Annotated in this window: 18 protein-coding genes; 12 read left to right on the top strand and 6 right to left on the bottom strand. The window is 69.9% G+C overall.

The features are described from left to right. The first annotated feature begins 2 nt into the window (after window positions 1-2). From uvrA to secG, 10 genes are all read left to right on the top strand, one after another. Window positions 3-3038: an excinuclease ABC subunit UvrA gene (gene uvrA / locus ACQBAT_RS08650; protein ID WP_420747510.1), complete on the top strand. Its 3036-nt coding sequence runs from the start codon at window positions 3-5 to the stop codon at window positions 3036-3038. After that, window positions 3035-3460, top strand: a complete 426-nt coding sequence (locus ACQBAT_RS08645; protein WP_420747509.1) for a Rieske (2Fe-2S) protein — start codon at window positions 3035-3037, stop codon at window positions 3458-3460. The genes uvrA and ACQBAT_RS08645 overlap by 4 nt, the downstream gene beginning before the upstream one ends. Then, on the top strand, window positions 3453-5438 hold the full coding sequence (uvrC, locus tag ACQBAT_RS08640) for an excinuclease ABC subunit UvrC (protein ID WP_420747508.1): 1986 nt from the start codon (window positions 3453-3455) through the stop codon (window positions 5436-5438). Before ACQBAT_RS08645 ends, uvrC begins: the two co-directional genes overlap by 8 nt. 69 nt (window positions 5439-5507) lie before the next feature. Then, window positions 5508-6431 carry an RNase adapter RapZ gene (rapZ, locus tag ACQBAT_RS08635; RefSeq protein WP_420747507.1) on the top strand — a complete coding sequence of 308 codons (924 nt, stop codon included), beginning with the start codon at window positions 5508-5510 and terminating at the stop codon, window positions 6429-6431. Continuing rightward, a complete protein-coding gene (locus tag ACQBAT_RS08630; protein ID WP_420747506.1) occupies window positions 6428-7396 on the top strand; it encodes a gluconeogenesis factor YvcK family protein in 969 nt (322 codons plus the stop codon). The genes rapZ and ACQBAT_RS08630 overlap by 4 nt, the downstream gene beginning before the upstream one ends. Window positions 7397-7515: 119 nt before the next feature. Further along, window positions 7516-8496, top strand: a complete 981-nt coding sequence (gene whiA / locus ACQBAT_RS08625) for a DNA-binding protein WhiA (RefSeq protein ID WP_420747505.1) — start codon at window positions 7516-7518, stop codon at window positions 8494-8496. Between the two features lie 176 nt (window positions 8497-8672). Then, the gene (gene gap / locus ACQBAT_RS08620; protein ID WP_420747504.1) at window positions 8673-9677 is read left to right on the top strand and encodes a type I glyceraldehyde-3-phosphate dehydrogenase; all 1005 of its coding nucleotides are present in this window, start codon (window positions 8673-8675) and stop codon (window positions 9675-9677) included. A 5-nt stretch (window positions 9678-9682) separates the two neighbouring features. Then, a complete protein-coding gene (locus ACQBAT_RS08615) occupies window positions 9683-10894 on the top strand; it encodes a phosphoglycerate kinase (RefSeq protein WP_420747503.1) in 1212 nt (403 codons plus the stop codon). Continuing rightward, window positions 10894-11694 (top strand): triose-phosphate isomerase, encoded by an 801-nt coding sequence (tpiA, locus tag ACQBAT_RS08610; RefSeq protein ID WP_420747502.1) that lies wholly within the window; start codon window positions 10894-10896, stop codon window positions 11692-11694. Before ACQBAT_RS08615 ends, tpiA begins: the two co-directional genes overlap by 1 nt. A 101-nt stretch (window positions 11695-11795) precedes the next feature. Further along, window positions 11796-12038 carry a preprotein translocase subunit SecG gene (gene secG, locus ACQBAT_RS08605; RefSeq protein ID WP_420747501.1) on the top strand — a complete coding sequence of 81 codons (243 nt, stop codon included), beginning with the start codon at window positions 11796-11798 and terminating at the stop codon, window positions 12036-12038. A 13-nt stretch (window positions 12039-12051) separates the two neighbouring features. Here secG and ACQBAT_RS08600 read toward each other — a convergent pair whose 3' ends face one another. The 6 genes from ACQBAT_RS08600 to ACQBAT_RS08575 form a co-directional block, all read right to left on the bottom strand. Further along, window positions 12052-12411 carry an RNA polymerase-binding protein RbpA gene (locus ACQBAT_RS08600; RefSeq protein ID WP_420747500.1) on the bottom strand — a complete coding sequence of 120 codons (360 nt, stop codon included), beginning with the start codon at window positions 12409-12411 and terminating at the stop codon, window positions 12052-12054. 185 nt (window positions 12412-12596) lie between these two features. Then, window positions 12597-14483, bottom strand: coding sequence for a 6-phosphogluconolactonase (pgl, locus tag ACQBAT_RS08595; RefSeq protein WP_420747499.1), 1887 nt, complete (start codon window positions 14481-14483; stop codon window positions 12597-12599). After that, window positions 14480-16060 carry a glucose-6-phosphate dehydrogenase gene (gene zwf / locus ACQBAT_RS08590; protein ID WP_420747498.1) on the bottom strand — a complete coding sequence of 527 codons (1581 nt, stop codon included), beginning with the start codon at window positions 16058-16060 and terminating at the stop codon, window positions 14480-14482. Before zwf ends, pgl begins: the two co-directional genes overlap by 4 nt. Then, window positions 16057-17796 (bottom strand): glucose-6-phosphate isomerase, encoded by a 1740-nt coding sequence (locus ACQBAT_RS08585; protein ID WP_420747497.1) that lies wholly within the window; start codon window positions 17794-17796, stop codon window positions 16057-16059. Before ACQBAT_RS08585 ends, zwf begins: the two co-directional genes overlap by 4 nt. Then, the gene (gene tal, locus ACQBAT_RS08580; RefSeq protein WP_420747496.1) at window positions 17793-18935 is read right to left on the bottom strand and encodes a transaldolase; all 1143 of its coding nucleotides are present in this window, start codon (window positions 18933-18935) and stop codon (window positions 17793-17795) included. Before tal ends, ACQBAT_RS08585 begins: the two co-directional genes overlap by 4 nt. 85 nt (window positions 18936-19020) lie before the next feature. Further along, entirely contained in the window at window positions 19021-21264 is a 2244-nt protein-coding gene (locus tag ACQBAT_RS08575; RefSeq protein ID WP_420747495.1) for a transketolase family protein, read from the bottom strand. 182 nt (window positions 21265-21446) lie between these two features. On the opposite strand from ACQBAT_RS08575, the gene ACQBAT_RS08570 reads away from it, so the two are divergent. Together ACQBAT_RS08570 and ACQBAT_RS08565 are read left to right on the top strand one after the other, a co-directional pair. Continuing rightward, window positions 21447-22436: a heme o synthase gene (locus ACQBAT_RS08570; RefSeq protein WP_420747494.1), complete on the top strand. Its 990-nt coding sequence runs from the start codon at window positions 21447-21449 to the stop codon at window positions 22434-22436. A gap of 37 nt (window positions 22437-22473) precedes the next feature. Then, entirely contained in the window at window positions 22474-23487 is a 1014-nt protein-coding gene (locus ACQBAT_RS08565) for a COX15/CtaA family protein (RefSeq protein WP_420747493.1), read from the top strand. The last annotated feature ends 25 nt before the right edge of the window (window positions 23488-23512 follow it).

Raw genomic sequence — 23512 nt, 5'->3', positions numbered from 1 at the left:
GCATGAAAGCCTTCGACGCAGGGTATGTCGGTGCCGAGACTTACAGTGGAGATGTGCCAGTTGCCTCCACATCTCCGTCCGTCCCGTCGCGCCCCCGTCACGACCGGATCCAGGTCAAGGGTGCCCGCGAGCACAACCTCAAGGACGTCACCGTGGACATCCCTCGCGATGCCCTGGTGGTCTTCACCGGACTGTCCGGCTCGGGCAAGTCCAGCCTGGCCTTCGACACGATCTTCGCCGAGGGTCAGCGCCGCTACGTCGAGTCGCTGTCCGCGTACGCCCGGATGTTCCTGGGGCAGATGGACAAGCCCGACGTCGACTTCATCGAGGGGCTGTCGCCGGCGGTCTCGATCGACCAGAAGTCGACCAACCGCAACCCGCGCTCCACCGTCGGCACGATCACCGAGGTCTACGACTATCTGCGCCTGCTCTTCGCCCGCGTCGGTCGACCGCACTGCCCGGTCTGCATGGAGCCGGTGGAGCGGCAGACGGCGTCGCAGATCGTGGACCGTCTGCTCGAGCTGCCCGAAGGGGTGCGCTACCAGGTCCTGGCCCCGGTCGTGCGCGGCCGCAAGGGTGAGTTCGTGGACCTCTTCGAGGAGCTGAAGACCTCAGGCTTTGCCCGCGCCCGGGTGGACGGTGAGGTCGTCCCGCTCTCCGACCCACCCACCCTCGAGAAGCAGCGCAAGCACACCATCGAGGTGGTCGTCGACCGGCTGGTCACCAAAGTGGGGGAGAACGGCAAGGTCGACCGGTCCTACGCCCGGCGCCTCACGGACTCGGTCGAGACCGCGTTGCGCCTCGCGGACGGCATCGTGGTCGCCGAGTTCGTGGACGTTCCCGCGGAGGGGGCGGAGCCGTCGGGTCGTGAGCATCCGGTGGACCGTCACGGAGCACCGCTACCCCAGGAGCGTCGCTACTCCGAGCGGATGTCCTGCCCCAACGACCACCCGTTGAGCATCGACGAGCTGGAGCCCCGGTCGTTCTCCTTCAACAGCCCGTTCGGTGCCTGCCCGGCGTGCACGGGCATCGGGTCCGAGCTCGAGGTCGACCCCGAGCTGGTGATACGGGGCGAGGACGCCTCGATCCTCGAGGGCGCGATCATCCCGTGGTCCACCACCTCGGGCCTCAACGACTACTACAAGCGGGTGCTCGGCGGCCTCGCGGACGACCTCAAGTTCAGCCTCTCGGTGCCGTGGCGCCAGCTGCCAGGCCGGGCCAGGGACGCCATCCTGCACGGCTACAAGCACAAGGTGCACGTCCGCTACAAGAACCGGTTCGGACGGGAGCGCAGCTACTCGACCGGTTTCGAGGGCGTCATCCCCTACGTGAAGCGCAAGCATGCCGAAACCGACTCGCAGAGCAGCCGGGACCGCTACGAGAGCCTGATGCGGCAGGTGCCGTGTCCCACCTGCAAGGGCGCGCGCCTCAAGCCCGAGATCCTCGCTGTCCTCATCGGGGGACGCAGCATCTCCGAGGTGTGCGGCCTGCCCATCGACGAGTGCGCCAGCTTCCTGGCCAACGTCGACTACACCGAGCGAGAGGCCTCGATCGCCGCCCAGGTCAACCGGGAGATCGCCGCCCGGCTGGGCTTCCTGCTGGACGTCGGCCTGGACTATCTGTCCCTGGACCGCCCCGCCGGCACACTGTCGGGCGGCGAGGCTCAGCGGATCCGACTGGCCACCCAGATCGGCTCCGGGCTGGTGGGCGTGCTCTACGTGCTGGACGAGCCCAGCATCGGCCTGCACCAGCGTGACAACCACCGGCTGATCGAGACCCTCACCCGCCTGCGGGACCTCGGCAACACGTTGATCGTGGTGGAGCACGACGAGGACACCATCGCCACCGCCGACTGGGTGGTGGACATCGGCCCAGGTGCCGGTGAGCACGGCGGTGAGGTCGTGCACAGCGGCTCGGTCGCGGACCTGCTGTCCCATCCGAGCTCGCTGACCGGCCAGTACCTCTCCGGCCGCAAGGAGATCCCGACCCCGTTGGTGCGTCGGGAGCAGGACGGCCGCACCGTGACGGTGCGGGGCGCCCGCGAACACAACCTGCGCAACGTCGATGTGTCCTTCCCCCTGGGCAACCTGGTCGCCGTAACCGGGGTGTCCGGCTCGGGCAAGTCGACGCTGGTCAACGACATCCTCTACCACGTGATGGCCAACCAGCTCAACGGTGCGCGGCACGTGCCGGGACGGCACCGCGGGGTGGACGGGCTGGACCAGTTGGACAAGGTCGTGCACGTTGACCAGAGCCCGATCGGGCGCACGCCGCGCAGCAACCCGGCGACCTACACCGGGGTCTTCGACCACATCCGTAAGCTCTTCGCCGAGACGACCGAGGCCAAGGTGCGCGGCTACCTGCCCGGACGGTTCAGCTTCAACGTCAAGGGCGGCCGGTGCGAGGCGTGCTCCGGCGACGGCACGCTGAAGATCGAGATGAACTTCCTGCCGGATGTCTACGTGCCGTGCGAGGTCTGCCACGGCCAGCGTTACAACCGCGAGACCCTGGAGGTGCACTTCAAGGGCCGCACCATCGCCGAGGTGCTGGACATGCCGATCGAGGAGGCCGCGGAGTTCTTCGCTGCCGTCCCGGTCATCAGCCGGCACCTCACCACGCTGGTGCAGGTCGGCCTGGGCTACGTGCGGCTCGGTCAGCCCGCCACCACCCTGTCCGGTGGCGAGGCCCAGCGTGTCAAGCTGGCCGCCGAGCTGCAGAAGCGCTCGACCGGGCGGACGATCTACGTGCTCGACGAGCCCACCACCGGCCTGCACTTCGAGGACATCCGGCGTCTGCTCGGCGTGCTGCAAGGGCTGGTGGACAAGGGCAACACCGTGCTGGTGATCGAGCACAACCTCGACGTCATCAAGTCGGCGGACTGGATCGTGGACATGGGTCCCGAGGGCGGCAACGGCGGTGGCACCGTGGTGGTCGAGGGCACGCCTGAGCAGGTGGCGGCGCACCCGACCAGCCACACCGGGCGCTTCCTGGCGCCGCTGCTCGGCACCGGGACCGGGCGACGGAAGAGCAGCGCGTGAGTCGCGGCATACGGGACAGCCACTCGCGCCGCACGGTGCTCAAGGGCGCCGGGGCGGTGGGCGTCGGTGCCTGCCTGGCCGGCTGTGGTGACGGTCGGCCAGCAAGCCCGCCGGCGACCACGGCGCAGGACGGGTCGGTGCGGCTGTCGATCGCGGACATCGAGGTGGGCGGCACGCACTACTACCCGGACGTGCGGATGCTGGTCAGCCACCCGGACGAGAGCACCTATCTGGCGCTGGACGCGCGCTGCCCGCACCAGGGGTGTGCCGTCAACGGGATCAAGGGGCAGGTGCTGACCTGCCCCTGCCACGGGAGCACCTTCGACGCCGCGACCGGTGAGGTGACGATGGGGCCCGCAGAGGAAGGCCTGGCGGTGCTGGACTCCAGCGTCGAGGGCGACGAGATCGTGGTCCGTGGCTGACCCGTCCCGTTATCGTCCCCGGCCGGGGGAGATCCCCACCGAGCCGGGGGTCTACCGGTTCCGCGACCAGCACGGTCGGGTGATCTATGTGGGCAAGGCCCGCTCGCTGCGACCCCGGTTGTCGTCCTACTTCCAGGACCTCTCCGCGCTGCATCCGCGCACTCGCCAGATGGTGACCACCGGCGCCAGCGTCGAGTGGACGGTGGTCCGCAACGAGGTCGAGGCGCTGCAGCTGGAGTACTCCTGGATCAAGGAGTTCGACCCGCGCTTCAACGTCAAGTACCGCGACGACAAGTCCTATCCCTATCTCGCGGTGACGATGGGGGAGGACTATCCCCGGGCCATGGTGATGCGGGGGGCCAAGCGGCCGGGGACCCGCTACTTCGGCCCGTATACCCATGCCTGGGCGATTCGCGAGACGCTGGACACGTTGCTGCGGGTCTTCCCGCTCCGGACCTGCTCCAAGGGAGTCTTTCGGCGCGCCGAGCAGGCCGGTCGCCCGTGTCTGCTGGGCTATATCGACAAGTGCTCGGCGCCCTGCGTAGGTCGGGTGAGCGCGGAGGAGCACCGCGAGATCGCGGAGGACTTCTGCGACTTCATGGCCGGTGATGCGGCCCGCTTCGTGCGCCGGATCGAGGGCCAGATGAAGGCCGCGTCCGCCGAGCTCGACTTCGAGACGGCGGCGCGGCTGCGTGATGACGTAGAGGCGCTGCGCAGGGCGCTGGAGCGGTCCGCGGTGGTGCTGCCGGACGCGACCGACGCCGACGTCTACGCCTTGGCTGATGATGAGCTCGAGGTGGCGGTGCAGGTCTTCCACGTCCGGGGCGGGCGGATCCGGGGCCAGCGGGGCTGGGTGAGTGAGAAGGGGGCCGAGGACCTCGGGTCGATCGTGGAGCACCTGCTCCAGCAGGTCTACGGCGGGGAGCGGGGGGAGGACGTGCCGCGAGAGGTGCTGGTCCCGGTGCTGCCCAGCGCGGCAGAGGACGTCGAGGAGTGGCTCAGCGGGCTCCGCGGCGCCCGGGTGCGGGTGCGCGTTCCGCAGCGCGGTGACAAGCGCACCCTGATGCAGACGGTGGCGCGCAATGCCGAGCAGGCGCTGGCCCGGCACAAGGTGGCCCGCTCCGGCGACCTGACCCTGCGCTCCCAAGCGCTGCAGGAGCTGCAGGAGTTGCTCGATCTCGAGGAGGCGCCGCTACGGATCGAGTCCTTCGACATCAGCCACGTCCAGGGCACCGATGTGGTGGGCTCGATGGTGGTCTTCGAGGACGGCTTGGCGCGCAAGTCGGAGTATCGCCGGTTCATCGTGCGCGAGGGCACCGGCGATGACACGGCGGCCATGCACGAGGTGCTGACCCGGCGCTTCCGACATCTGGTGCGTCAGCCGGGGGAGTCTGCCTCGATCCCCGCATCGGGGGAGGTGGCTGCGGACGCTGCAGGCGCGGTGGTCGGTGCGGAGCCGGTGGAGGACGAGGCGAACCCGCAACGCGAGAAGTTCCGCTACCCGCCGAACCTCGTGGTCGTCGATGGCGGCCTGCCCCAGGTGGAGGCTGCGCAGTCAGCCCTGGTGGAGGTGGGCGTGAGCGATGTGACGGTGATCGGGCTGGCCAAGCGGCTGGAGGAGGTCTGGCTCCCGGGGCAGTCCTTCCCGGTCGTGCTGCCCCGCACCAGTGAGGGGCTGTACCTGCTCCAGCGGGTCCGGGACGAGGCGCACCGCTTCGCCAACACCTTCCACCGGCAGCGACGGTCGAGGTCGATGACGACCAGCGCGCTGGACGGCATCCCGGGGCTCGGTCCCGCCCGGCAGCAGGCGCTGCTGGCCAGGTTCGGGTCGGTGAAGTCGTTGCGCAAGGCCGAGCCGGAGGAGCTTCAGGAGGTCCCGGGCATCGGTCCGGCCGTCGCGGCGGCCGTCCTGGACAGGCTCCGCGGCGGCCAGGGTGCCCCGGCGGTTAACCTGACTACCGGCGAGGTCCTCGACTGACCCACCCCGGCAACCCGTGGGGGAGAGTCCGAGCACCCGCTCCGCCAGCAGCGACCGACGGAGGCCCCAGTGACAACCCAGGACCCCAGCCCGCCCCGCCCGGCCGACAGCGCCGCCGAGACCCATCGTCGCCAGGATCTGGTGGTCCTCACCGGGATGTCGGGCGCTGGCCGGTCCACCGCCGGTGACGTTCTGGAGGACCGTGGGTGGTATGTCGTGGACAACCTCCCGCCGTCGATGATCCCCGCGCTGATGGATGCCACCGCCGACGACCCGCAGCGCCAACGGGTGGCTGCCATCGTCGATGTCCGCAGCCGTGACTTCACCCAGGAGCTGGACCGGGCCCTCGAAGGCCTGACCGAGCGCGGGTGGAAGCCCCGGATCATCTTCGTCGACGCCTCGGACGAGTCCCTGGTCCGACGCTTCGACGCGGTACGTCGCCCGCACCCGCTGCAGGGGGAGGGCCTGCTCTTGGACGGGATCCGCCGCGAGCGCCGTCTGTTGTCCGGGTTGCGGTCCAATGCCGACATCGTCGTGGACACCAGCAACTACAACGTCCACCAGCTCAGCGCCCGCGTCGACTCGCTGCTGTCGGCGGACACCTCGGTGCAGCTGCGCCTGGTCGTGATGAGCTTCGGGTTCAAGTACGGCATCCCGCTGGACGCCGACGTGGTCCTGGACCTGCGCTTCCTGCCCAACCCGTACTGGGTGCCGGACCTGCGTCCCTACACCGGCAAGGACCCCGAGGTGCGGGACTTCGTACTCGGCCAGGACATGGCCGGCATCTTCCTCGACCACGCCGAGCAGATGCTGCGCACGGCAGTGCAGGGCTACCTGCAGGAGGGCCGTCGCTATGTCACCGTCGCTGTCGGGTGCACGGGCGGCAAGCACCGGTCGGTGGCCACCGCGGAGGAACTGGTCAGGCGGCTGACCGACCTGCAGGACTCCGGAGTGACGCTGACCCCCTTCCACCGGGACCTGGGGCGCGAGTGAGCCGCTCACGGATCGTCGCGCTCGGCGGTGGGCACGGGTTGTCCGCCTCCCTCCAGGCGCTGCGGCACACCTCGGACGACATCACGGCCATCGTCACCGTCGCTGACGACGGAGGCTCGAGTGGCCGGCTGCGCGAGCAGTTCGACATCCTGCCGCCCGGCGACCTGCGGATGGCGCTGGCTGCGCTCTGCGAGGACACCAGCTGGGGCCACCAGTGGTCCGCCGTCCTCCAGCACCGCTTCGGAGGCGAGGGCGAACTGGGCGGCCACGCGCTCGGCAACCTGCTGATCACCGCGCTCTGGGACCTGTTGCCCGAGCAGCAGGTGCGCGGTCTGGATCTCGTGGGCCGCCTCCTCAACACCCGCGGTCGGGTGCTGCCGATGTCGCTCATCCCGCTCGACATCGAGGCCACCCTGCGGGTCGCCGACCCCGCGGACCCGGAGGTGGCCGAACGCATCGTCATCCGGGGGCAGTCGCAGCTGGCCAAGCACCCAGGTCAGGTGGAGAGCATCCGGTTGCTGCCGGAGGCACCGCCCGCCTGCCCCGAGGCACTCGAGTCGATCAAACTCGCGGACGTCGTCGTGCTCGGCCCGGGCTCGTGGTTCACCTCGGTGATGCCGCACCTGCTGGTGCCCGACCTGCTGGATGCGTTGCGGCATACCCCGGCCCAACGGGTGCTCACGCTCAACGTGAGCCTCAACGATGACGAGACCAATGGCACCACCGTGGCCGAGCATGTCGAGGCGATCTCCGCGCATGCGCCCGATCTCACCTTCGACCATGTGATCGCCGATCCGCAGGTGCTCGGCAGCCCGGAGGACCGGGCAGCCCTCGAGGAGGCTGTCCTGCGCGTGGGAGCAGAACTGGTCGTGACGTCCGTGGGCAAGATGCGAACGCCCGGCGTCCACGACACCCTGCGTCTCGCAGCGGCCTATCGGGACGTCATCCAGGCGGCCCAGCCGTGAGTGGTGAGGCAGGCTCGATGCCGCCTTCGACGCCGAAGGCAGGTAGCCTACGGGACGCGGAGCGGCAGGAGAGCACGCCCACCGCAGAGACGACGCAGCGGCCCAGGAGGATGACGGCAGTGGCAATGACGGCCAAGGTCAAGGACGAACTGAGCCGCCTGCCGGTGACCCGCACCTGCTGCCGCAAGGCCGAGGTCTCGACCATGCTGCGCTTTGCCGGTGGGCTCCACATCGTCGGAGGTCGGATCGTCATCGAGGCCGAGCTGGACGCCGCCCAGAGCGCCCGCCGGCTGCGTGCCTTCATGGCCGAGGTCTACGGCAGCCCGAGCGAGGTCGTCGTGATGAGCCCCGGTGGTCTGCGCAAGCACACCCGGTATGTCGTGCGCGCCACCGGTGACGGTGAGTCCCTGGCCCGCCAGACCGGCCTGATCGACCACCGCGGCCGCCCCGTCCGCGGCCTGCCGCCGCGCGTCGTCGGCGCTGCCGTCTGTGACGCGGAGGCCGCCTGGCGAGGAGCCTTCCTGGCACACGGATCGATCACCGAGCCCGGACGGTCCTCGGCGCTGGAGGTGACCAGCCCTGGCCCGGAGGCAGCCCTCGCGCTGGTGGGCGCGGCGCGGCGGCTCGGCATCCAGGCCAAGGCCCGCGAGGTCCGGGGCGTGGACCGGGTCGTGATGCGTGATGGCGACGCGATCGGCGCCATGCTGACCCGCCTAGGTGCCCATGACGCCGTGCTGGCCTGGGAGGAGCGCCGGATGCGCCGGGAGGTGCGCGCCACCGCCAACCGCCTCGCCAACTTCGACGACGCCAACCTGCGCCGCTCGGCCCGTGCCGCCGTGGCCGCGGGGGCGCGGGTGGAGCGAGCCCTGGAGATCCTCGGCGACGAGGTCCCCGAGCACCTGCGGGTCGCCGGACGCCTCCGGCTGGAGCACAAGCAGGCCAGCCTCGAGGAGCTCGGCCAGCTCGCCGACCCGCCGATGACCAAGGACGCGGTGGCGGGCAGGATCCGTCGGCTGCTCGCCATGGCGGACAAGCGCGCCAGCGACCTCGGGATCGATGGGACGGACGCCAACCTGACGCCCGACATGTTCGAGGACTGAGACAGACCGACGAGGGGCGGCCCCAGCAGCACCCGACCTCGAGGTCACAGCAGGCACCCACCCGGTTGGGAACCGAAGGCCCAGAGCGGATAGGTTGGAACTGGACAACGTCGTTCGCTCGGCGTGCAGCGGGTACGCCGGGACCACCACCACCCCCATCGGAAGGTAGTCCTCACATGACCGTTCGCGTAGGCATTAACGGCTTCGGGCGGATCGGCCGCAACTTCATGCGGGCCGTCATCGCCTCGGGTGCCGACATCGAGATCGTCGGCGTCAACGACCTGACGGACAACGCCACGCTGGCCCACCTGCTCAAGTACGACTCCATCCTCGGCCGGCTGGACGGCGAGGTGACCTCGACCGACGAGGAGATCTCGGTCGACGGCAAGGCGTTCAAGGCGTTCGCCGAGAAGGACCCGGCCGCGCTGCCGTGGGGCGATCTCGGTGCGGACATCGTGATCGAGTCCACCGGCATCTTCACCGACGCCACCAAGGCCAAGGCGCACCTGGACGCTGGCGCCAAGAAGGTCATCATCTCCGCGCCCGGCAAGAACGAGGACATCACCGTGGTGATGGGCGTTAACGAGGGCGACTACGACCCGGAGAACGACAGCATCATCTCCAACGCCTCGTGCACCACGAACTGCCTGGCGCCGATGGCCAAGGTGCTCAACGACGAGTTCGGCATCGTCAAGGGCCTGATGACCACCATCCACGCCTACACCGCCGACCAGAACCTGCAGGACGGCCCCCACAGCGACCTGCGTCGTGCCCGCGCGGCCGCCCTCAACATCGTGCCGACCAAGACCGGCGCTGCCCAGGCCGTCGCCCTGGTGCTGCCCGAGCTGAAGGGCAAGTTCGACGGCTACGCGCTGCGCGTGCCCACCCCCACCGGCTCGGCCACCGACCTGACCTTCCAAGCGGCGCGTGAGGTCACCGTCGAGGAGATCAACGCCGCGGTGAAGAAGGCCGCCGAGGGACCGCTCAAGGGCATCCTGACCTACACCGAGGACCCGATCGTCTCCAAGGACATCGAGACCGACCCGGCCTCGTGCATCTTCGACGCAGGCCTGACCAAGGTGATCGGCGACATGGTCAAGGTCGTCGGCTGGTACGACAACGAGTGGGGCTACTCCAACCGACTCGTCGACCTGAGCCTGCTGGTCGGCGCCAAGCTCTGAGCGGCATGCGCACCCTCGAACAGCTCGGACGCGACCTGGGTGGGCTGGCCGGACGCACCGTCCTGGTCCGCTCCGACCTCAATGTCCCGCTCGACGGGAGCACCATCACCGATGACGGCCGGGTCCGTGCCTCGGTGCCGACCATCTACGAGCTCGCCGATGCCGGCGCCCGCGTCGTGGTCACCGCGCACCTTGGCCGACCCAAGGGCGTGCCGGAGGAGAAGTACTCGCTGGCGCCTGTCGCCGAGCGGCTCGCTGAGCTGCTCGGTCGGCCGGTCCGGTTCGTGGGCCAGACCGTCGGTCCGGACGCCCGGGCCGCGGTCGAGGCCATGTCGGACGGGGACGTGCTCCTGCTGGAGAACCTTCGGTTCAACGCCGGCGAGACGGCCAAGAACGACGAGGAGCGGGCCGAGTTCGCCCGCGAGCTCGCCGGGTTGGCCGACGCCTTCGTCTCCGACGGCTTCGGGGTCGTGCACCGGGCCCAGGCCTCGGTGTATGACGTCGCTCGCCTCCTCCCGCACGCTGCCGGCAAGCTCGTCCTCGACGAGGTCGAGGTCATGCGCCAGTTGCGTGAGGACCCCAAGCGTCCCTATGCGGTCATCCTCGGCGGCGCGAAGGTCAGCGACAAGCTCGGCGTGATCGAATCGCTGATCTCGGTCGCGGACCGTCTCCTGATCGGTGGCGGCATGGTCTTCACCTTCCTCAAGGCCCAGGGCCACGAGGTCGGCACGAGCCTGCTGGAGGAGGACCAGGTTGAGACCGTCAAGGGCTACCTGGAAACCGCGGCCGAGCGTGGCGTGGAGATCGTTCTGCCCACCGACATCGTGGTCGCCGACTCCTTCTCGGCGGACGCCCGGCACGAGGTCGTGGCGGCTGACGCCATCCCGGCGGACATGATGGGCCTGGACATCGGACCGGAGTCCGAGCGGCTCTTCGCCGAGCGCCTCGCCGACGCCAAGACCATCTTCTGGAACGGCCCGATGGGTGCCTTCGAGATGGAGCCCTTCGCCAGTGGCACCAAGGCGGTGGCGGACGTGCTCGTCGAGCGCACCAAGGACGGCGCGATGACGGTGGTCGGCGGCGGTGACAGCGCTGCGGCGGTGCGGGAGTTCGGCCACGCCGACGACGACTTCGGTCACATCTCGACCGGTGGCGGCGCGAGCCTGGAGTACCTGGAGGGCAAGGAACTGCCCGGACTCAACGTCTTGGAGGACTGATGGCAACCGAACGCACACCGCTGATGGCGGGTAACTGGAAGATGAACCTGGACCACCTCCAGGCCACCCACCTGGTGCAGAAGTTGGACTGGGCGTTGCGCGACGCCAAGCATGACTTCGCGGGCGTCGAGGTGGTCGTGCTGCCGCCCTTCACCGACCTGCGCTCGGTGCAGACCCTGATCCAGGGCGACAAGCTGGAGCTCGGCTACGGCGCGCAGGACCTGTCCCAGCACGACGAGGGTGCCTACACCGGCGAGATCTCCGGGGCGTTCCTGGCCAAGTTGGGCTGCGGGTATGTCGCGGTCGGACACTCCGAGCGGCGCGAGTACCACGGTGAGGACGACACCCTGGTCGCGGCGAAGGTGCGGGCCGCGCTGCGGCACGGCCTGACCCCGATCCTGTGTGTCGGTGAGCCGCTGGAGATCCGTCAGGCCGACCAGCACGTGCCACACGTGATGACCCAGGTCCGAGCAGCTCTCGAGGGTCTGGAGGCCGAGCAGGTCGCCAAGGTCGTCATCGCCTACGAGCCCGTCTGGGCCATCGGCACCGGCGAAGTCGCCACCCCCGAGGACGCCCAGGAGGTCTGTGCGGCCGTGCGGTCCACCGTGGCCGAGTTGGTCGGCGACGAGGTCGCCTCCGGGCTGCGGGTCCTCTACGGCGGCTCGGTGAAGCCGGGCAATGTCGCCGAGATCATGGCCCAGGAGGATGTCGACGGCGCCCTGGTCGGTGGCGCATCCATCTCGGTGGACGACTTCACCGCCATCTGCCGCTATCGCGACCACCACGGCGGCGCGGCTTAGGTCCGTCCGGCCCTGTCGGTTACGCTGTCTGTCGCCCGTCCGCATGGCGCGGTCGGGCGGCAGACCTCTTTTCCCACCCCGAACGCGAAGGTGAGTCACGCGTGGAGTACGTGCGCTGGTTCCTTGACGGACTGCTGGTCATCACCAGCTGCTTCCTGGTGCTCCTCATCCTGATGCACAAGGGCAAGGGCGGGGGCATGTCGGACATGTTCGGCGGCGGCATGAGTTCGAGCCTGGGCGGCTCCTCGGTCGCCGAGCGCAACCTCAACCGCATCACCATCGCGATGGCCCTGGTCTGGGGGACCGTGGTCGTCGGTATCGGCCTGCTCATCCGGTTCGGCTGAGCAGGCAGCAGCCTCAGTCGCTGCCGCTACCCACGCCGCGGGCCCGCATGGCCTTGAGCGCCTCGTCCAGCAGGGCCGTGCCGTCGGAGTCGGTGCGGCGCTCCTTCACATAGGCCAGGTGCGTCTTGTAGGGCTCGATGCGGGGCGCCTCGGGAGGGTTGTCCTTGTCCTGGCCGGCCGGCAGGCCGCACGAGGGGCAGTCCCAGGTCTCCGGGACCTCGATCTCGTCATCGCGGGCGAAGCTGGGGCGCGTCTCATGCCCGTTGCCGCACCAGTAGCTGATCACGAGCCGTGGCGCGGCCTCGCCCCGCTCGCTCTCGCCCATCGGGCCCGAGCCGACGCGGCTCCCGCGGATGGCGTTGGTACCGGCCATGACTGCCTCCTGTTCGCAGTAGGCGTCGCTGGCTCCGGGTCCACGGCCGGTGGCCTTCGCGCCTGTGGGAGGAAGCGTAACCGGCGGGGCACGCCGCTCACCAGAGCGAATCGCGGTGTCTCCCAGCAGGGGCCGAGGGTTCAATGGCGTGCCCCGGGGCGTCGCGATCCCGGAGGGATCCCACGTCAGTCCAGCCGTGACGCCGCCGCCTCGTCCAACCACCACACGGTCGCGGAGGTGCCGCGCACGCAGGACGCGGGGACCTCGTGATCCTCCCGGGCGGCCAACGACCTCGCCACGGCGTCCGCCTTGTCCGCGCCGGAGACCACCAACCAGACGGCTCGCCCAGCATTGATGGCCGGCAGCGTGAGGGTCACCCGCTCGGGTGGAGGCTTGGGCGAGTCGGTGACGGCCGTGGTCGACGGCGTCACCAACCGGAGGGCTGCGTGTCCCGGGAAGAGCGAGGCCACGTGGCCGTCAGGCCCCACCCCGAGCAGGAGCACATCGAAGCGCGGCACGGGTGGGTGCGCGCGCTTGGCTGCGGGCTGGCTCAGCTGCTCGCGGGGCGGCTCGGCCCAGGTCGCCAATTCGGTCGCGTAGCGCGCCGTCGCCTCCCCGATCCGATCCCTGCCCGCCCCGGACGGTATGCGGTGTACGTGCTTGGCCAGCACCGGCACCTCTCCCAGGCCGGCCTCGTCGGCCTGGGTGTCATTGCGCTCGGGGTCATTGTCCGGCAGGTAGCGCTCATCACCCCACCAGAGATGGACGTCGCGCCAGAGCGAGCGCTCCAGGTCCCCACGGCGAGCGCGGGCCGCGAGGGCGGTCATTACCGCCGTGCCCATCGACCCGCCCGTGAGGGCGACGTGCGCGATCCCGCGGGATCGGACGGCGTCGACGACCACCTCGATCAAGGCGTCGACGACTGCCTCGGCCACCGCGTCCTGGTCGGGCAGCACCTTGGTGTCGGCGTGCTCGGCGTCGTCGAGCTCCTGGCGCACCCGTTCCCGGATACCGTCCTGGCTGGTCTCGTCCGACGGCTCCTGCGCACGAGCGAGGCGATCGGCACGGACGGCGGGGGAGCCCCCGGTGGACACCTCCGCGGGACCAGCGGCGATCTTCCCGGCGCGCACCGCCTCGGTGCGGGTACCTCCGCGGCGGACCTGCGGCATACCGTCCTGGAGCGCAGTGGCATAGATCTCGTCCGCGTCCAGTCGGCGCAACTCCTCAGCCAACGCCTCAGCCAGCGAGGGCGTGCGCAGCGCCACCAGGCGCGGCATGGTGCCCGCCCTCGCCAGGACCGCGGTGTCCGTGCCGTCCTCGCTGCGCACCAGATCGATCGGCCCGGACTCTCGATCCAGCCGGACGTTGACCAGGCCGACCCCCGCTGCGCTGCGGACCCTGGTCACCCGCGTCCGGAGGGCGTGGGCGAGCCAACCCGCCAACAGGTCCGCGCCCGGGTCGTCGGCGGCGCCGGTGACGGTGGCGGCCAGCACCGGCTCGAAGGGGGCCGCCTCCAGGCTGGAGGCGAGCAGGGCGCGCCAGCGGGTGATGCGTGTCCAGGCCAGGTCAGTGTCACCGGCCAGGTAGGTCTGCGCACGACGTCGCAACTGGGTGGCGGCGCTGCCATTGGCGTCCGCGTCGGTGATCCGCCGGTGAGCCATCTGACCGACCGGGGAGGCCGCGACATCCTTCGGGCTCTCACCGGGCCACCAGGCCACGATGGGGGAGTCCGGCAGCAGCAGTGGGGTGACGACGGCGGCCTGCTGTCGACTGAGCTCGCCATAGAGGCGCAGCACCACGATCTCGCTGGCGCCCGCGTCACCGCCGACGCGGATCTGGGCGTCCAACCTGCCCTTGCCGCGGCTGTTGGCCGAGACGAGGACCAGGATGCGGGCCGGGTGCTGGCGGGTCGCGTCGTTGGCCGCCCGGATCGCGGCATCGGCATCCTCCTCGCCGACGGGGACGAGCAGGGTCAGGACGCGACCCATCGCCATCGCGCCCACGTCATTGCGCAGGGTGATGAGTTCCTTGCTGACCGCGGCGGTCGAGGTGCTCGGCAGATCGCGGATCACGGGAGCCTCCATTCGCGACCGTCACGGCGCATCAGCTCGTCGGCGGCCTCGGGGCCCCAGGAGCCGGCCGGGTAGTCATACGGCGGTGCGGGGCTGCGGTGCCAGTGCTCGATCATCGGGTCCAGGATCCGCCAAGACTCCTCGACCTCCTGATGCCGGGGGAAGAGCGGCGGCTCGCCCAGCAGGACGTCGAGGATGAGGCGTTCGTAGGCCTCGGGACTGGACTCGGTGAAGGACGCGCCATACCCGAAGTCCATCGTCACGTCCCGCACCTCCATCTGGCTTCCCGGGACCTTGGAGCCGAAGCGGATCGTCACGCCCTCATCGGGCTGGACCCGGATGACAATCGCGTTCTGTCCGAGCTCCTCGGTGGCGGTGTCGGAGAAGGGCAGGTGCGGCGCCTTCTTGAGCACCACGGCGATCTCGGTGACCCGCTTGCCCAACCGCTTGCCGGTCCGCAGGTAGAACGGGACCCCCGCCCAGCGGCGGGTGTGCACGTCGACCTTCATCGCGGCATACGTCTCCGTGGTGGACTCGGGCGAGACCCCGTCCTCCTGCAGGTACCCGCGAACCTTCTGGTCGCCCTGCCAGCCCGCCGTGTAGCGGCCGCGGCAGGTGGTCGCGTCGAGGTCCTCCAGCAGCCGCACCGAGGTGAGGACCTTCTCCTTCTCGGAGCGGACAGCGTCGGCGGTGAAGGCGACCGGCGCCTCCATCGCGGTGAGGGCCAGCAGCTGGAGCAGGTGGTTCTGGATGACATCGCGCGCGGCGCCGACCTCGTCGTAGTAGCCCGCACGCCCGCCGATGCCGATGTCCTCGGCCATCGTGATCTGCACATGGTCCACATAGTGGGAGTTCCAGACCGGCTCGAACATCTGGTTGGCGAAGCGCAGCGCCAGCAGGTTCTGAACCGTCTCCTTGCCGAGGTAGTGATCGATCCGGAAGACGGCATCGGGCGGGAAGACGCCCTCCACGATCGTGTTGAGCTCCTGGGCGCTGGCCAGATCGTGGCCGAAGGGCTTCTCGATGACCACCCGTCGCCAGGTGCCCGGCCGCGGGTCGGAGAGCCCAGAGGCTTTGAGCTGGTGGCAGACCGGGGCAAACCAGTCCGGCGGGATCGAGAGATAGAAGGCGTGGTTGCCCCCGGTGCCGCGCTCTTCGTCCAGCCCGCGGACGGTGCGCGCCAGCAGCTCGAAGGCCTCCGCGTCGTCGAAGGCGCCCGGGACGAACCGGAAGCCTTCCGCCAGCGAGCGCCAGACATCCTCACGGAACTCGGTGCGGGCATGCTCGCGGACCGAGTCGTGCACCACCTTGGCGAAGTCCTGGTCGGCCCACTCACGGCGGGCAAAGCCCACGAGCGAGAAGCCCGGCGGGAGCAGGCCCCGGTTGGCCAGGTCGTAGATGGCCGGCATCAACTTCTTGCGGGCCAGGTCCCCGGTGACGCCGAACATCACCATGCTGCACGGGCCCGCGATCCGCGGGAGCCGCTTGTCGTCGGGATCGCGCAGCGGGTTGTGCTCAGGGGTCACCGGGGCGGGGGAGCCCTGCGTCGGGGCCGTGGCCCTGCCCGTGGGGGTCACCCGCCGACCGCCTCCCGCAGCTGCGCCAGACCGGCATCCTGATCGGTCAGGTGCAGCCGCAGTACCGGGCGGTCGTGGTCGGCCAGGACGGCGGCGTCGCCTGCCGCCTGGGCGGCGATGAACTCCCCGAAGGTGAAGTCCTTGCCGGGCACCTCGAGGTCCTCGCGGGGCTCGCCGGTGACCTGCAGGAAGACACCCTGGGCGGGGCCACCCTTGTGATACTGCCCGGTGGAGTGCAGGAAGCGCGGGCCCCAGCCGAAGGTGACCGGTCGGCCGGTGCGGTCGATCAGCTGGTCCTGGATCTCGATGAGGTCGGCGTGTGCGAACCGGTCCAGGTAGACCATGACCGCGAGGTAGCCGTTCTCCGCGTCCAGCTGGTCCAGCAACGCAGTCAGCGCGCCGGAGAGGTCCTGCGGGCTGGGGTCCAGGGTGCTGCGGATCTCGACGGCCCCGTCGGTGGCGGCAGCTTCGTCCGACCCCCCGCCCTCGCCCGACATGATGTCGCGGGCGGCCTGCTTGGCCGACTCCACATCCGGCTGGTCGAAGGGGTTGATCTCCAGGATCCGGCCAGCCACAGCAGTGGCGACCTCCCAGAGGAGCAGTTGTGCCCCGAGCGGCCCGGCGACGCTCACCAGCGAGCCGGTGGCGGTCGGCTCCGGTATGCCGTTGCTCAGGTCGACCTCGTCCGTGCCAAGGTTCTCGGCCGAGTCCGCCGCGTCGTTGCCGCTGTCGCTGATCTCGTCCTCGCTCGTGTCCGCGGTGCTGAACTGGCCGGGCGCGGTGTCGTACTGGTCCTCGGCGGCCAGGACCACCGTGGTGCAGTCGTCGGGATCGGTGAGGCCCTCGGCGGGCAGGCGGTCGACGGGGGTGACCACGGGCAGGACGCCGCGGCCCTGCTTGCCGGTGGACTCGGCGATGAGCTGCTCGGCCCAGTCGGCGAGGCCGACGATGCCCGAGCCAGCGTCGGTGAAGAGCAATTTGTCGCGCAGCGGCTCGGTGCCGGCGAGCGCGGCCCCGAGGCGCAGGCCCGGGTTGCCCAGATCGTCGTCGGCGAGCAGGTCAGCGACCTCCTCAGCCTCATCCAGCAGGGCGGCGACGTCGACGCCGGCCAAGCCGGAGGGGACCAGCCCGAAAGCGGTGAGCGCTGAGTAGCGACCGCCGACATCGGGGTCGGCGTTGACGACCCGGTAGCCGTCGGCGCGGGATTGCTCGTCCAGCGGGCTGCCCGGGTCGGTCACGATGACGATGCGCTCGGTCGGGTCGATGCCGGCCTGCTCGAAGGCGTGCACGAAGGCCCGGCGCTGGCTGTCGGTCTCCAGGGTCGAACCGGACTTGGAGGAGACGACGACGGCGGTCTTGTCCAGTTCCTCAGCGAGCACGCCGCGGACCATGTCGGGGTCGGAGCTGTCCAGGACGACGAGGGGGACCCCTGCGGTCGCACAGATCACCTCCGGCGCGAGTGAGGATCCGCCCATGCCGCAGAGCACGATCCGGCTGACGCCGCGCTCCCGCAACTGCTCGGCCAGGGCCTCCACCTCGCCTATCAGCGGGCGGGAGGTGCGGGGCAGACCGGTCCAGGCGAGCCGTTTGGCGGCCTCCTCCTCAGCCTCCGGACCCCACAGGGTGGGGTCCTGGTCGAACAGTCGAGAGGCGAAGCGCTCCTCGACCAGGGCCCCGAGGTGGCGCTCGACCGCGTCGGCGGCCGCGCCGACCGCCTCGATCGTCAGCGAACTCATGACTCCTGCTCCGCTCCGTCGACACGGTTCAGCTCGCCGCGGACGCTCTCCAGGAGTTCGTCCCAGGACTTCTCGAACTTTTCCACGCCCTCGCGCTCCAGCAGGTCGGTGACCTCGGTGTAGGAGACGCCGACCCGCTCGAGGTCGTCAAGGACCTGCTGAGCCTCGGCATAGCGACCGGTCACGGTGTCCGTGTCGGCGCTCACCTCGGCGTGGTTGATGGTCGCCTCGAGCGTGCCGCCGGGCATCGTGTTGACCGTGTTGGGTGCGACCAACTCGGTGACGTAGAGGGTGTCGGGGTAGGCCTCGTTCTTCACGCCGGTGGAGGCCCACAGCGGGCGCTGGACGTGGGCGCCGTCGTCGGCGAGGTTGCTCCAGCGCGGGGTCGAGAAGACCTCCTCGAAGGCCTGGTAGGCGAGGTGGGCGTTGGCCAGGCCCGCCTTGCCGCGCAGGGACAGCGCCTCGTCGCTGCCGATCTCCTCCAGGCGCTTGTCGATCTCCGAGTCGACGCGCGAGACGAAGAAGGAGGCGACCGAGTGGATCTTCGACAGGTCCAGCCCGGCCTCACGAGCCTGCTCCAGGCCGGTGAGGAAGGCGTTCATCACCCCGCGGTAGCGGTCCAGGCTGAAGATCAGCGTCACGTTGACGCTGATGCCCTTGGCCAGGGTCTGGCTGATAGCAGGCAGCCCCTCCTCGGTGGCGGGGATCTTCACCAGCAGGTTCGGCTGGTCGATCTCCTGCCAGAGGCGCTCGGCCATCTCCACCGTGCCGGCCGTGTCGTGTGCCAGACCCGGGTCGACCTCGATCGAGACCTTGCCGTCGACGCCATCGGTCGCCTCGTAGACGGGGGCGAAGACATCGCAGGCATTGCGCACGTCTTCAGTGGTGAGCGCGAAGACCGCCTCGTCGACGTCGACCTGGCCCAGGTCCGCCACCTGGTCGGAGTACGCGTCACCCTCCGCCAGCGCGGTGGCGAAAATGGTCGGGTTGGTGGTGACTCCGACGACCCCACGGTCGATGTATTCCTGCAGCTCACCAGTGGTGATCATCGGCCGGTTGAGGTCGTCCAGCCAGACCGAGACACCGGCTTCGTGCAGGGTGTGTAGGGCGGTCCGCTGGGTGTTCTTGTCTGCGTTCATCGTCTTCTCCTCGTGGTCCTTCGGGTCCTGGGGATGCGCGGCTGGATGGTCGGCTGGGTGCGGTGCTCTGCGGGGTGGTGGGTCCTCAGCAGCAGCCGCAGGTGCAGTCGCAGTCGGCGCCGCACCCGCAGCCGGAGGCCGCCTCGATCGACTCGCGGGCCGCGCCCACGACGGCGTCCACCGTGATGCCGAACTCGCGGTAGAGGGTCTGGTAGTCGGCGGAGTCACCGAAGCGCTCCAGGCTGATCATCCGCCCGGCATCGCCGACGATCTCGCGCCACCCCTGGGCCACCCCGGCCTCGACGCTGACCCGGGCCTTGATCGACGGGGGCAACACCTCGTCGCGGTAGGTCTTGTCCTGCTGGTCGAACCACTCGCGGCAGGGCATCGAGACCACCCGCGTGGGGATGCCCGCCTCCTGGAGCTCATCGCGGGCGCCGAGGGCGAGCTGCACCTCCGAGCCGGTGCCGATCAGGATGACCTGGGCGTCGCCGCCCTCGGCCTCAGCGAGCACGTAGCCGCCCTTGGCGACCCCGTCGGCGGAGGCGTAAGCCCCGTCGCCGCGGTCCAGGGTCGGCACGTCCTGGCGGGTCAGCGCCAGTGCGGACGGGTGGTCGACGGCCTGCAGGATGGTCCGCCAGGCGACCGCAGTCTCGTTGGCGTCCGCCGGGCGGACGACGTCCAGACCCGGGATCGCGCGCAACGAGGCCAGGTGTTCGACCGGCTGGTGCGTGGGGCCGTCCTCGCCCAGCCCGATGCTGTCGTGCGTCCAGACGTAGACGACCGGCAGGTGCTGGATGGAGGCCAGCCGCACCGACGGGCGCATGTAGTCAGAGAACACCAGGAAGGTGCCGCCGTACGGACGGGTCAGGCCCTCGAGCGCGATGCCGTTGAGGATCATCCCCATCGCGTGCTCGCGGATCCCGAAGTGCAGGGTCCGGCCGTACTCGTCGCCGGGGAACATCTCGGTGGCCTTGGACTTCGGGACGAAGCTGGGCTCGCCCTTCATCGTGGTGTTGTTGGAGCCCGCGAGGTCGGCCGAACCGCCCCACAGCTCGGGCATCACGGGGGCGAGCGCGGTCAGCACCTCACCGGAGGCCTTGCGCGTGGCCATCCCCTTCTCGTCGGCCTCAAAGGTGGGGATGGTCTCATCGAGGTCGGCGGGCAGTTCCTTGGCCATCACCCGGTCCAGCAGCTTCGCGCCCTCGGCGTTGCGCTCACGCCAGGCGTCATAACCCTTCTTCCAGCGTGCGTGCTCATCCTTCCCACGCTCCACGACCTCGCGGGCGTGGCCGAGCACCTCGGACTCCTCGGGGAAGTCCACCTCTGGGTCGAAGCCGAGCAGCTTCTTGGTCGCCTTGACCTCGTCCTCGCCGAGCGCCGAGCCGTGCGAGGCCCCGGTGTCCTGCGCGTCGGGGGCCGGCCAGGCGATGATCGTGCGCAGGATGACCAGGGTGGGCTTGTCCTGGCGCTCGCGCGAGGCGACGAGTGCGGCATACAGGGCATCGACATCCTCGACGTAGTCGCCGACGCGCTCCTCCACGCCCTCGCGGTCCTCGACCGCGGTGCCGCTGGTGCCCTTGCTGCCGCGCCAGTCGATGGTCTCCACGTGCCAGCCGTAGGCCTCGTAGCGCTTGGCCACGTCCTCGCTGAAGGAGATGTCGGTGTCGTCCTCGATCGAGATGAAGTTCTGGTCGTAGACCACGGTGAGGTTGGACAACTCCTGGTGCCCCGCGAGGCTGCTCGCCTCGCTGGCGACGCCCTCCATCAGGTCACCGTCGCTGGCGATGACCCAGATGTGGTGGTCGAAGGGCGACTCGCCGTCTGCGGCGTCCGGGTCGAGCAGGCCGCGCTGGCGGCGCTGGGCCATGGCCATGCCGACCGCGCTCGCCAGCCCGGAGCCCAGGGGACCGGTGGTGATTTCCACCCCGGTGGTGTGGTGCACCTCCGGGTGCCCCGGGGTCTTGCTGCCCCAGGTGCGCAGCGCCTTGAGGTCGCTCATCTCCATCCCGTAGCCGGACAGGTAGAGCTGGATGTACTGGGTGAGGCTGGAGTGACCCGCCGACAGCACGAAGCGGTCCCGGCCGATCCAGTGCGGGTCGGAGGGGTCATGCTTCATGACGTTCTGGTAGAGCAGGTAGGCCAGCGGGGCCAGGCTCATCGCCGTGCCCGGGTGGCCGTTGCCGACATTCTGGACGGCGTCGGCCGCCAGCACGCGGACCGTGTCCACGGCTCGGACGTCAGCGTCGGTCCACCCCACCTGGTCGGCCACCGGGCGGCTCAGGCTCGCGTCGCGGTCTGCGGTGTAGGACTGGGTGGAATCACTCACGAAGGCTCCTCAGGGGGTGGGGGTTCCGGCCCTGCCGTCCGACGGGAAGGCGGACCGGTTCGACATACCTCCGACCTTAGTCGCTGCGGGCGGCAGGTGCCTGCCCCGGTGGCCCGACCGAGTACCATCGATGAAGCCCTCCCGTCCCGCACCGGGACCTGCCAGCCCACCCGAAGGATGTCGTGACCACCCTCGACCCGCGCGCCACCCCGGCGGAGCCCGACGGCACCGGTGCCGCCGCCCTCCCGACGGAGTCGACCAGGGGGCCCCGGGAGGTCGTCAAGGACTACATCTCCCTGACCAAGCCGCGGATCATCGAGCTGCTGCTGGTGACCACCTTCCCGGTGATGTTCCTGGCGCAGCGAGGTGTCCCGCCGGTCTGGCTGATCGTGGCGACCTTGATCGGTGGCACCCTCGCCGCGGCGTCCGCGAACGTCCTGAACTGCTATCTCGACCGTGACATCGACGCCCGCATGCACCGGACCTCCAACCGGCCGCTGGTCACCGGCACCGTCTCGCCGCGCAACGCGCTGATCTTCGGTGGGGTCCTCGGGGTGGCCTCGGTGCTGTGGCTGGGCCTGCTCGTCAACTGGCTGTCCGCCTGGCTGGCGCTGGGCGCCATCGCGCTCTACGTGGTCTTCTACACGATCCTGCTCAAGCGGCGAACCTCGCAGAACATCGTCTGGGGCGGCGTCGCCGGATGTATGCCGGTTCTCATCGGCTGGTCGGCCGTCACCAACTCGATGAGCTGGGCGGCGATCATTCTCTTCCTGGTCGTCTTCTTCTGGACGCCGCCGCACTACTGGCCGCTGTCGATGCGTTTCAAGGAGGACTACGCGGCGGCCGGGGTGCCGATGCTGCCGGTGGTGGCCGAGGACGTCGCGGTGGGGCGCAAGATCGTGATCTACGCGTGGGTGACCGTGCTGTGCTCGCTCGCGCTGATCCCGGTGGCGCCGATGGGCTGGGTCTACACCGCCTGCGCCGTCGTGTCGGGTGCCCTGTTCGTGGTCGAGTCGCATCGCTTGCTCGGCCGTGCCAAGGCCGGGATCACCGGACCGACGCTGGGGGCGATGCGACTCTTCCACTACTCGATCAGCTATCTGACGCTGCTCTTCCTCGGCGTCGCAGTGGACCCGCTGCTGTACTTCGCCCTCCCGTTCGCAAACCCCTGACCTGCCCGCCCCTCCTCGAGCCTTGTGGAATTCCGTCGTGAGCACCTCCCGCGCCCAAACCGTCCGTGACTTCTTGCTGCCGACCCGGGTGACCGCGTGGGTCCGCGCCTTGGCGTGGGCCTCGATGTTCGCCAACGCGCTGCTCATCGTCACCGGGGGAGCGGTGCGGTTGACCGGGAGTGGTCTGGGCTGTCCCACCTGGCCACGGTGCACGGACGCGTCGTGGACGAACACCCCGGAGATGGGGATCCACGGCTACATCGAGTTCGGCAACCGGTTGCTGACCTTCCTGCTCGTGGCGATTGCGCTGCTCACCTTCCTGGCGGTGATCCGGATGCGCGACCGGCACCCACTGTTCTGGAAGCTGGCCTTCGCCATCGGGCTGGGGATCATCGCCCAGGCCGTGATCGGCGGGATCGTCGTGCGGACCGGACTCAACCCGTGGCTGGTCGGCGTCCATTTCGTGCTGTCCGCCGTGCTGGTGGCGACAGCGGCGGTGCTGGTCAACCGGACGCGACGCGCCTCGCTGGGCGCGGTGGCCGAGCGGGAGCGTGCCGGTCAGGTTCCGCGGGATCGAGGAGTGGTGCGTGGGCTCGGTGCGGTCATCCTGGTGACGACCGGTCTGACGATCTATCTGGGCACGCTGGTCACCGGCACCGGCCCGCACTCGGGGGACTCCGGTGAGGTCGCGCGGCATACCTTCGATCCTTATGTGATCACCAGGGTGCACGTGGTCCCGGTCTACGTCCTGGTCGCAGCCACCACCGTGGCGATCGTGCTGGCCTTCCTCCGTCGCTGGCCCTCAGCCGTGCGGATGATGCTCGTCGTGCTCGGCGTGCTGCTCGCCGCGCAGGCCGCGCTGGGCTACTGGCAGTTCTTCAATGGCGTCCCGATCGTGGCGGTGGGCTTCCACATGGCCGGCGCCGCGGCCGCGGCCGCGATCGCGATGATGACGACCGAGAAGATGTATGCCGTGTCCGCCCCCGCCGACCACGCGCCCATCGCCCCGGCCGCCCCTGGGTCCGAGGGCAGAGGCCTCACCCGCGTCTGAGCGTCAGCAAGCCTCGCCTGATCGC

The organism is Ornithinimicrobium pulveris (assembly GCF_050261105.1).
In the GTDB taxonomy this organism is placed as follows: domain Bacteria; phylum Actinomycetota; class Actinomycetes; order Actinomycetales; family Dermatophilaceae; genus Ornithinicoccus.
The sequence above is the reverse complement of the archived record's forward strand: the minus strand, read 5'-3'. Positions and strand labels throughout refer to the sequence as shown.